The organism is Algoriphagus boritolerans DSM 17298 = JCM 18970, from assembly GCF_900108085.1.
GTDB lineage: Bacteria > Bacteroidota > Bacteroidia > Cytophagales > Cyclobacteriaceae > Algoriphagus > Algoriphagus boritolerans.
Window position 1 is genome coordinate 1 of record NZ_FNVR01000055.1, and the last position, 10,226, is coordinate 10,226.

A 10,226-nucleotide genomic window follows, 5' to 3' on the forward strand; every position below is an offset into this window, starting at 1 on the left:
CTATGCATACACACGATGGGCTGGACTGAGTGCCTATGTACTCCACGGACAGATGGAAATCGACAACAACCTGGTCGAAAACGCCGTCCGTCCCTTGGCTATCGGAAGGAAAAACTACCTGTTCGCAGGATCACATAACGCTGCCGAGATGACCGCTGCAATGTACTCCTTCATGGCCAGCTGCAAAAAAAACAATATCAATGAGTTTGAATGGCTCAAAGATGTCTTCGAACGAATCCAAAGTATAAACCACAAAAGCCTCTACCAGCTGTTACCCTCTAACTGGAAAGAATACCGCCCTACATAAAATTTTTTTACTTACAACATGGGTTGGTCGGATGGATACAGTTATTTCTTTTTGTTATACTTAAATACCGAAATTTTAGGTTATAATTTTAGGAGGTGTTGTTGTTTTTCCAATTCAAAATCAAGGTAGAAATCATCAATGGAGACTAAAAATTCGGTAATTTTATCCAAAAGCATAACAGGCGGTTTTTGTATTAAAACATTGAATATCTAAATTTTAATATAGCAAAAGCCCCCGTTTTTCCTATTGCTTTTTCTAAAAATTATCCCGAATTCATGTTTTTTATGGCCAAACTTCACCAACCCCCGGTGCAGGAACTTTATGCGATGATCCTTTCCCATGTGCAAGAGCGGATTTCGCTTAGCCCTGATGAGCAGCAGTTCTTCTGCTCTCTTTTAAAAGCAAGACAGCTTCTGCCCAGACAATACCTCGTACAGGAGGGGGAAATCTGTCGGTTTGAGAGCTATGTGTGCCGCGGCCTTCTACGCTCTTTCTATCTGGACCGGGAAGGCAACGACCATACCCTGCATTTTGCCATGGAAGACTGGTGGATTTCCGATTCTGCGAGCTTCATCAGGCAACTGCCGGCAAGCCGCCATGTGGTTGCCCTGGAACCCTCTATTGTGCTCCAGCTTGACAAACCCTCGCTGGAACTGCTTTACAAAGAAGTGCCTGCGTTCGAGCGTTTTTGGCGGATCCTGCATGAGAATGCCACAATTGCACAAGACCAACGTATTCTAAATTCAATTACCATGACAGGCGCGGAGCGTTACGCGGAATTTCTACAGAAGTACCCAGGTATTGCAGCTCGAATGCCACAGAAATACATTGCCTCCTACCTGGGTATCTCATCCGTATTTCTCAGCCGGATCCGCGGGGGCGTGAGAAAAAAATAATTAAACTAGTTTAACGCCAGATATTAACTTTATTATATCCAAAATGGGGCTTGGAAGGAGGAACTTTGTGAAAAGAAAACTATGATATGAAGTCACAAATAAAACACCCGGCATTTACCCCTTTTCTGTTCGCCGGCCGGCCTTTGCGGAACCGGTTGGTGGTAGCTCCAATGACCCGCGCAAGTGCTACGGACGACGGTGTACCTACCCCGGAAATGGCGGATTACTATACCGCTTTTGCCGAGGGGGGCTTTGGCCTGATCATAACCGAAGGAACGTATACCGATGACCAGTTCAGTAAGGCATATTTCAACCAGCCAGGTCTCATCAATCAACAGCAGCTCGAAGCTTGGTCGACGATTGTGCGCCAGGTGAAGCAGCGTGGCACCCTTTTTATATGCCAGCTCATGCATGCAGGAGCTCTGTCGCAATATCACAGCAAGGCTATTGCTCCTTCTGCTATACAGCCACTGGGAGTTAAAATGCCGGAAGTTGGAGGTGAAGCAGGTCCCTTCCCGCTTCCAGGGGAAGCAAACCCGGCGCAAATTCTGGCAATAAAGCAAGGCTTCGTAGCAGCGGCATTAAAAGCGGAAGAAGCGGGCTTCGATGGTGTGGAACTTCATGCCGCCAATGGCTATCTGTTTGATCAGTTTATTACGGATTATACGAACAAGCGCACAGATGCCTACGGAGGAACAGTAGAAAATCGCCTCCTTTTGCTGGCGGAAGTGTACGTAGCTATCAGAGCAGTCGTACAGCCGCGGTTTGTGGTTGGCATTCGATTTTCGGAAGGCAAGGTAAACAACCTCGCCTATCGCTGGCCCGGGGGAGCTGCAACGGCCAGGGCGATCTTCCGGGAAGTGAAAAAGTTTACGCCAGACTACGTACACATCGCCGCAGAAGGGGGCAGATGGGAACGGGAGTGCCTGTATCCTTCCGGTACATCCTCCAACCGCATTGCTAAACAATTGCTAGGGGTGCCGATCATTGCCAACGGCGGCATGCACAACTTGGAGCTGGCTGCACGATTAATTGAACAGGGAGACACTGACCTTGTTTCTATCGGCCGTGCCGCCATTGCCAACCCGGACTGGCCCAAAAGAATCATGGAAGGCAGAACAGTCATTCCCTTTCACCAGGATATGATCAAGCCCAGTGTATCGCTGAAAAACACGAAGCAGTTTATGGCAAAAGGTTCCCACGCCGCTGAGGATATTGAAGTGTCTTATCTTGAAACAGGTTTGGAAAATCTTAACAACGAATCGTAAACTTAAAACGTGCTAATCTGATCAAACAACGAAGACCAGTATCCACAATAGCCAAACCGAAAGAAGGGAAATAGTCGAAGAGTGCCTTTAAGGTGGAAAAACGAACTTCGAAACTTGGCGTCAGTATGCAGGGCCAGGCTAACGAGCATGGAATATAATCCGATGGATGCTAAAAATTTGCTATTTGGTAAGGCTTTCACGATCGAATAGTTTATTGTTTCCTCTTTTGCCATTTAGCAAACCGCAACCATCAGAAGAACCTCAAAAAAAGATTAAAAAGCTAGAGCGACAGTTGTTGGATAGCCTGATGGAAGAAGAAGCATACAGGCTGAAGACAATCATACCATGGAAGGGAGCTAATAATAAAGGAAAGGATTGAAATTGTATCGGTACAAGCAAGTGGAGTGCAAAGTAAATTGTCAAACAACCGTAACATGCAGATCAAAGATCACAAAAAACTCAAGTATGAATGGATCAAATAAAAACAAGTTTTAAACAAAGGTTTGATATTTCAGAAAGCGATTGGGAGATTTTTTCTTCTAAACTGGTTAAATTCCAGTATCTCAAAAACCATAATTTGTTGAAAGCAGGCCAAATTGAAAACTATCTTTCATTTGTCGAAAAAGGAATTATTCGCTTATTCATTCCTAAAGAAGAAAATGACATAACCTTTGACTTTGCTTTCGAGAATGATTTTGTGAGCGGTTACAGTTCATTCTTGACACAGACTCCATCCATTTATGAAATGGAGACACTTACAGATACGATTATTTGGAGACTTAAATTTGAAGATCTGCAAACCATTTATAAAGAAACTAAAATCGGCAACTTTATAGGCCGAAAAGCAGGTGAAGACCTTTTTCTAAAAAAATCCAAAAGAGAACTGTCTCTTCTGAATGAAACCGCTGAACAACGGTATTTGAACTTATTTAAAGATCAACCTAACCTTATTCGCCAAATTCCCTTAAAATACATTGCTTCCTATATTGGGGTTACCCCACAAGCCTTAAGTAGAATACGAAAACGAATTTCTTAACTCAGGTTCATTGTGTTAAATTTTGAAAGCGAATAGTTTTGCTGCAGATCAAAAAAAAAATGAAATGAAATTTGGTTATAAAATTTGCTCATTCACAATTTTGTGGGTTTTTGCATTCAAGACATCCTTCAGCCAAGACATACAACATAAAGTTGTTGTGAAAAACCTTGAGAATAAACAGGGCGTTTTATATGTGGGATGGTATAAAGACCCTGATACATTTAGAAAAATTGATAAAGCCATTTACCGAGAAAGATTTGAAGTAAATCATCAGACTGAGGTAACTGTTTCGTTCACTAATATTCCAGAGCGAAAGTATGCCATTGCTGTTTTTTTAGACGAAAACGACAACTATAAACTGGATACGAATCTTTTGGGTATACCGACTGAGAAGTATGGATTTTCAAATAATATTTTATCGGCTTTAAGACCAGCAACTTTCAAAGAGTCGGTATTCGACTTAACTCATCAGGAAATGATTATTCACATAAAACTTAAGTAGTAAATGAAACCATTAGTAGTCCTTTTTAGTGTGTTTATAATTAGCATGATACTATTGAAAATTTTTCGTGGGAGTTATGAATTTGCACAATCAGCCAGGATTGCATTATCAGCAATGCTTCTATTTACAGCATTGGGTCATTTTGTATTTACCAAAGGAATGACTTTAATGCTGCCGGATTTTATTCCATATAAAACAGCGGTTGTGTATGCGACAGGTGTGATAGAAATCGCAGCAGCCATCGGGCTTTTTGTTCCTTCTATGCGGTTATTGGTTGGTTGGTTACTCATTATATTCTTCGTTCTGATACTTCCAGCAAATATCTATGCTGCTATACACAAAGTTGATATCCAAAACGCAACTTTTGGTGGAAATGGAGTTGCCTATCTTTGGTTTAGGATCCCCATGCAAATTTTACTCATCTTCTGGGTTTATTACTCAGCCGTCAAATTTCATTAAGCTTATGAAGAAGTTTAACTACGAAGGAGAAGTGGTTGAAAAAGAAGAAAGGGTTACGTTAAACATGAACAAATTCCCAAGCAAAGCAGGAATTTGCCGACCCATTTAAATTATAGGCTTTATAGATAAAAACATGGAAACATTTTGTTTCACTACTAATGATGACCATAAACTCCATGGCGTTTTTCTCCCGGCAAAAAGGGATCCTCCCCAACATCCTTTAATCATGCTTCATGGCGGAGGACCAGATCATAAAAGCCTTTTACCGCTAGCTGAAAGTTTGTGTATAAATAGAAACATCATTTTACCGGATGTTAGGGGTTACGGTAAATCTGTATGTTATGATAAAACTTGTTATACATGGAACCGCTATGCAGAAGATGTGGCAGAATTACTGCACCATTTCAATATTAAGGAAGCAGTTATCGGAGGAACTGGAATAGGTTCAACTATAAGTTTGAAAACCAGCATTCTTTATCCGAAAATAGTGAAAGGGCTGGTTCTTATTAGTGTGGAAGATATTGAGGATGATGTGGCGAAGGAAGCTGAAATACTATTTTTCGAGAAATATATGAAACAACTTCAGGAAGATGGGCTTTCTGCCGCTTGGGAGTCTATATTACCACAAATGTCTGCAATTATTGGAGAAATGGTCCGCGATGGAATAAAAAGGTCTGATGCTCAGAGTATCTTAGCTGCAGGCTCAATTGTTTATGACAGGGCTTTTAAAAATGTAGATGAACTTGCTGTAATTAATGTACCGACTTTACTTATACCTGGTGGAGATGTGCGACATCCTTCGGAATTGGCAAATCAAATTTCAAGAAAAATCTCAAATGCAACACTTTCCACAGTTGGTATATCGGATGATATACGAACGATACATGAATTTGCGCAAGTATTTTACCCGATAATCTATAATTTTCTAAAGACAAATAATTTGTAAATCGGTCCACCAATACGAAGGTAGTGATAAAAAGACCTTACCCTATAGTTGCCGGCAAAAGGGTAGACCAAAAAGCAACGAGCCTCTAACAGCAACTTACCAAAGCGGGGTAAGCGTGGTAAGTTAAAGTTTTATGCATTTATTATCTTTGTAGCGTTTTGTCACTGTGTGCTCCGAAATTCTTGCCTTCAAAAAGATGTAAAACGTTAGCTATGATTTGTGAAAACAGAGAAATTACAAAAGAATCCTGTAACTTAAACGAAGTAGTTCAGGAGTTCTACAGCTTCTTAAAATCCTATATCTTGAAAAAAGTTCATGATGAAGCAGTTGCGGAAGACATTGTTCAGGAAGTGATGATAAAGCTGATTGAATCACAAAAAAAGAATAAAGAAGTCAAAAATATAAAGGCTTGGTTATTTCAGGTAAGCCGAAATACCATTTATGACTATTTCAATAAAAATAAATTAACCCATCTTTTTGAAGATGAATTTTCACTGATCGGAGATGAAAATACCGCTTTCGAACTTTCCGTGTATGATTTCATCGTTCCGATGATCCAATTTCTTCCCAAAAAATATGCAGAGCCTTTACTATGGAGCGATATTGAAGGGGTACCTCAAAATACTATTGCAAAGAAATTGGGGATAAGTCATTCCGGAGCAAAAATGCGAGTGCAAAGGGCAAGGGTAAAACTTCGAGAGTTGTTTATTAAATGTTGTGACATAAAATACGACTCAAAAGGGAATTTTAGCAATTGTACAGTAAAAGATTCCTGCACCCCTCTAAAAGAATATCAAACTTCTTTTAGCAATTCAATAACCTGTTAATCAGTAGAGGTAAAAATTATTTTAGAAAAGTTGTGTCTTTTACCACACAAGTTCAGACTACATAGTAAAGTTTAATTTAAACACTGAAACTATGTTTACTGAAATCAAAATTTTGCACTCCTCTTGCTGTGCAACTCGATCACCTATCAAGGAACAAATTGAAAGAGTTGCTTCCAAAAAAAATGTGTCTGTAACAATTACGGAACTTTCTGAATTGAAAGACACAATGGCTTATGGAACATTGACTTTCCCGGCATTGGTCATAAATGGAAAGGTATACGATTACAAGAAATACCAGACCGATGAGCAGCTAGAGTCTATCCTTTAAGTGTAATAACCTTTACTTAATCTTCAAAAGGTAAATTATTAATTGATGAACCTGTCGGTTCAAATATTTTCTTGGCAAGTCCTCTTTTCACTAAGGAAGGACATTGCCAAGAATATTTCATAAGCTTAAAACTGTAGGATGAGTTTAAACTTGTAGTCACTATCTGTAAGATCAAATACTGACTATTCACTTTAAGATTTAAAAATGGAGACACTAACAAATATACTTTCAAAGTTAGCAGATTTGCTTGTTTTTGGGCTATTGGATTTTGGGGAAGCTGATGTATTTGGCAAAGCCCTACACTATTTCATTGTTACGTTTATTCAGATTTCCTTTCTCGTAATATTAGTGACTTATGCAATGGGTGTCATTACGAGCTATCTGCCATTGAGCAAGATTAAAAAGTACCTGGAAAAAAATAAAAAAACAGGATTGGGGAATGTGGCAGCATCTGTATTGGGTGCTGTAACCCCATTTTGTTCTTGCTCTTCCATTCCATTGTTTATTGGGATGATGCAAGCAAGAATCCCATTGGGTATTTCTCTTTCCTTTTTGATAACCTCCCCTTTGGTCAATGAAATAGCTATTGCCATTTTTTGGGTTTCTTATGGGTGGAAAGTAACCGTAATTTATATTCTTTCGGGAATTATTCTTGGTGTGTTTGGTGGAATTGTTCTAGAGAAAATGGGCATGGCAAAATATGTGGCCGATTGGTTAAAAACCCTTCAAACCACACAGTATACCACCGAAAAAGATACAAGAAAATTAATAGAGCGCATCCCTGAAATAAACAAAGGAGCATTGCAAACTTTTAAAAAACTCTTGCCTTATATCTTTATTGGAATTGGCATAGGTTCTTTTATTCATGGGTATGTGCCTGAATCTTTTTTTGAAACCTATCTTTCAAAATCAAATCCATTTGCTGTACCCATTGCGGTTTTTGTCTCTATTCCCTTATACATAGATGCCGTGGGTGTGCTTCCTGTTCTGGATTCTTTAGTAAATAAAGGAGTTCCGTTAGGAACCGCCATAGCCTTTATGATGGGGTCTATCGGTTTATCACTTCCAGAAGCTTTATTGCTCAAAAAGGTAATGCAAAAGAAATTGATAATTGCTTTCTACTTTACTGCAGCAGCAGGAATGATCCTTTCAGGTTACTTGTTCAATTTAATTTTCTGATTATCGATCAATTTATGAACCTTCTAATTGTATATGCTCATCCTGAAACAACTTCCTTGAATGGATATTTAAAGGATTTCGCACAAAACTATCTTATAAAACTCGGTCGTGATGTATTGGTTTCTGACCTTTACCAGATGAATAGGAAGGCAGTCGCCAATAAAGATGATTTTAATAACCTTGATCCCAATTCAAAACTGGATTATATGAAAGAATCCAGGTTGGCCTATCAAAACAACACTCAGGCTGACGATAGCACAAAAGAGCAAGAAACAATCATTTGGGCTTCTCTTCCTCATAAATAATCCTCACCTGAAACAACCCCAGTACTACCTTTCAGGTATCAAAATCATGGAGATTATGATGACCAACAACAACTCAAAAAAGGATTAGGGAAGCTTACAAGTGGGTTTTCCATTCATTTAACTTAAAAATTAACAGACCTTTAAAATGAACATTAATTATGTACAATTATTTGTGCGGATAGCAGTAGCTACTGCTTTTCTATCAGCAGTAGCAGATCGATTTGGATATTGGGGCAAACCGGGTAGTCCGAATGTTTCTTGGGGTAATTGGGAACAATTTCTAATTTATTCAAACAAGCTTAATTTTTTTGTATCGCCAGAAGTTGGGGAATTATTAGCAATTATAGCGACTGTCCTTGAAATTATTTTTGCACTATTTTTAGTAATAGGCTATAAGACAAAAGGCACCAGTTTTGCTTCAGGTATTTTACTGGCAATTTTTGCAGTTAGCATGACATTGGCACTCGGTATTAAGTCTACCTTTACTTATTCCGTATGGATAGGATCCGGTGCATGTTTTTTATTGTGCACATTAAATGATTATCGTTATAGTTTGGATATGTATTTAAAAAAATTAAAGTAATGAAATCGAGCATGACGAAGATTGTCATAAACTGCGATGATTATAAACCATGCGAGATTCCATATGGCCTTTAAAAATAAAATATAATCATATGAAATCGAGCATGACGAAGATCGTCACACATTGGGATGATTATAATGCATGCGAGATTCCATCTGACCAATAAAAATCAAATTATAAACGGATGAAACAAAGAATTAGTATTAAAGAGCTAGAGCCAAATGCGTATAAAGCCATCTTTGGCTTGGAAAAGTATCTCAATTCTACAGGATTAGATAAGGGATTGAGGAATTTGGTCAATATTAGAGCATCTCAAATAAATGGTTGTGCATATTGTATAGAAATGCATACCGGTGAAGCCTTAAAGGATGGAGAATCTCAGAAAAGGATATTTGCCCTGAGTGCATGGTGGGAATCTCCGCTATTCACTGAAAAAGAGAAAATGCTATTGGCCATTACAGATGAAGTAACGTTGATTGCTGATCATGGATTGACAGAGGATACTTTTGAGGGTGCATGTAAATTTTTCACTCAAAACGAAATCGCCCAAATAATTATCCAGATTGGAGCAATCAACATCTGGAATCGTATAGCGGTCTCAACACATATGTTTCATGAATAGTAACATTAGGAACAGCATTCAAATGAACAGAAACCGCCAACATTATATAAGAACAATAGCGGGTAAAGTGATAAATCGAAGTTCTGTACATTCAATAAACTTTTGTGGTGACAGACAGGTAATCACCTTAAAATCCGCTACTGCTCTTTTATTTGACCGTTAGGCCTCATTCCCCCTACTTTAAAAAAGTTGACTTCGTATGCTAACGGGGTAAAGGCCCCTTAACCGTTTTTTGCTAAATTCCACCACTCTCTGCAAGGCCGATTTTAGAACTGTCGCTCCAGATTTATCGGGAAGCACGGGCGTCATTCTGGTTGGGATGCTTGCGATGACCTCAGTGGCGGCTCGTTTCGTCGGGACCCTCCCGATACGCTTCGCTATCGGGACAGGCTGTTCAGAATATTTTCTTGCCAAAAGCACATCCTCGGAGAGTACTGTAAATTCTCATTTTTATGGAACAGGAATCGATTTCAATGGAAGTCGTCAATCCGCAGGCTGCGGGTATTGACGTCGGAAGTCGTTCCCACTGGGTGGCAGTGGGCCAGTCCCAACCGGACGTTCGGGAGTACGGGGTGTTCAACCAGGACCTGTTTGCCATGGCCGAACGGTTGAAGAAAAAAGGAATCAAAAAATTCAAAACTGCCAAGCATTTTGCCAGTTGGCTCCGACTCGCACCCAACAACAAAGTAAGCGGAGGGAAACTCCTGTCCAGCAAAGTCCCCAAAGGAAGCAACAGACTAAAAATCGCACTCCGAAACGCTGCCAATGCCATTGGTAACTTGAAAGAATCCACGCCGCTAAGAGACTTCTTCCAAAGAATAAGCTCCAGAAAGAGACGAGTTTCAGCCATCAGTGCCACAGCAAGAAAACTTGCAGTCATCATTTGGAACATGGTGGTCAAAGGAACTCCCTACGTCAACCCGGAAGGATACCTATTCCTGGATCAAAAAAGAAAGTTGGGATTAGTT

Annotated in this window: 14 protein-coding genes; all 14 read left to right on the plus strand. The window is 39.6% G+C overall.

Annotated features, from left to right (window positions below):
- On the plus strand, window positions 1-307 hold a 307-nt coding region (locus C4S61_RS21210; protein WP_146064476.1), incomplete at its 5' end, for an IS66 family transposase.
- A 284-nt stretch (window positions 308-591) separates the two neighbouring features.
- A complete protein-coding gene (locus C4S61_RS21215; RefSeq protein WP_235010155.1) occupies window positions 592-1,203 on the plus strand; it encodes a Crp/Fnr family transcriptional regulator in 612 nt (203 codons plus the stop codon).
- A gap of 86 nt (window positions 1,204-1,289) precedes the next feature.
- A complete protein-coding gene (locus tag C4S61_RS21220; protein WP_103926784.1) occupies window positions 1,290-2,471 on the plus strand; it encodes an oxidoreductase in 1,182 nt (393 codons plus the stop codon).
- Window positions 2,472-2,940: 469 nt separating this feature from the next.
- Entirely contained in the window at window positions 2,941-3,507 is a 567-nt protein-coding gene (locus tag C4S61_RS21230) for a Crp/Fnr family transcriptional regulator (protein ID WP_103926786.1), read from the plus strand.
- Between the two features lie 22 nt (window positions 3,508-3,529).
- The gene (locus C4S61_RS21235) at window positions 3,530-4,009 is read left to right on the plus strand and encodes a DUF2141 domain-containing protein (RefSeq protein ID WP_103926787.1); all 480 of its coding nucleotides are present in this window, start codon (window positions 3,530-3,532) and stop codon (window positions 4,007-4,009) included.
- Between the two features lie 3 nt (window positions 4,010-4,012).
- Window positions 4,013-4,468, plus strand: a complete 456-nt coding sequence (locus tag C4S61_RS21240; RefSeq protein ID WP_103926788.1) for a DoxX family protein — start codon at window positions 4,013-4,015, stop codon at window positions 4,466-4,468.
- A gap of 133 nt (window positions 4,469-4,601) precedes the next feature.
- The gene (locus tag C4S61_RS21245) at window positions 4,602-5,414 is read left to right on the plus strand and encodes an alpha/beta fold hydrolase (protein WP_103926789.1); all 813 of its coding nucleotides are present in this window, start codon (window positions 4,602-4,604) and stop codon (window positions 5,412-5,414) included.
- Window positions 5,415-5,626: 212 nt separating this feature from the next.
- Window positions 5,627-6,241 (plus strand): sigma-70 family RNA polymerase sigma factor, encoded by a 615-nt coding sequence (locus C4S61_RS21250; RefSeq protein WP_103926790.1) that lies wholly within the window; start codon window positions 5,627-5,629, stop codon window positions 6,239-6,241.
- Between the two features lie 91 nt (window positions 6,242-6,332).
- Complete coding sequence (locus C4S61_RS21255) at window positions 6,333-6,569, plus strand: thioredoxin family protein (protein ID WP_103926791.1); 237 nt, start codon at window positions 6,333-6,335, stop codon at window positions 6,567-6,569.
- Window positions 6,570-6,773: 204 nt separating this feature from the next.
- Window positions 6,774-7,748 carry a permease gene (locus C4S61_RS21260; protein ID WP_103926792.1) on the plus strand — a complete coding sequence of 325 codons (975 nt, stop codon included), beginning with the start codon at window positions 6,774-6,776 and terminating at the stop codon, window positions 7,746-7,748.
- A gap of 14 nt (window positions 7,749-7,762) precedes the next feature.
- The gene (locus C4S61_RS21265) at window positions 7,763-8,053 is read left to right on the plus strand and encodes an NAD(P)H-dependent oxidoreductase (RefSeq protein ID WP_103926793.1); all 291 of its coding nucleotides are present in this window, start codon (window positions 7,763-7,765) and stop codon (window positions 8,051-8,053) included.
- Between the two features lie 145 nt (window positions 8,054-8,198).
- On the plus strand, window positions 8,199-8,636 hold the full coding sequence (locus tag C4S61_RS21270) for a DoxX family protein (RefSeq protein WP_103926794.1): 438 nt from the start codon (window positions 8,199-8,201) through the stop codon (window positions 8,634-8,636).
- A gap of 184 nt (window positions 8,637-8,820) precedes the next feature.
- A complete protein-coding gene (locus C4S61_RS21275; protein ID WP_103926795.1) occupies window positions 8,821-9,258 on the plus strand; it encodes a carboxymuconolactone decarboxylase family protein in 438 nt (145 codons plus the stop codon).
- Window positions 9,259-9,710: 452 nt separating this feature from the next.
- Window positions 9,711-10,226, plus strand: a 516-nt coding sequence (locus C4S61_RS21280) for a transposase (protein WP_235010159.1), incomplete at its 3' end; no start/stop codon positions are given.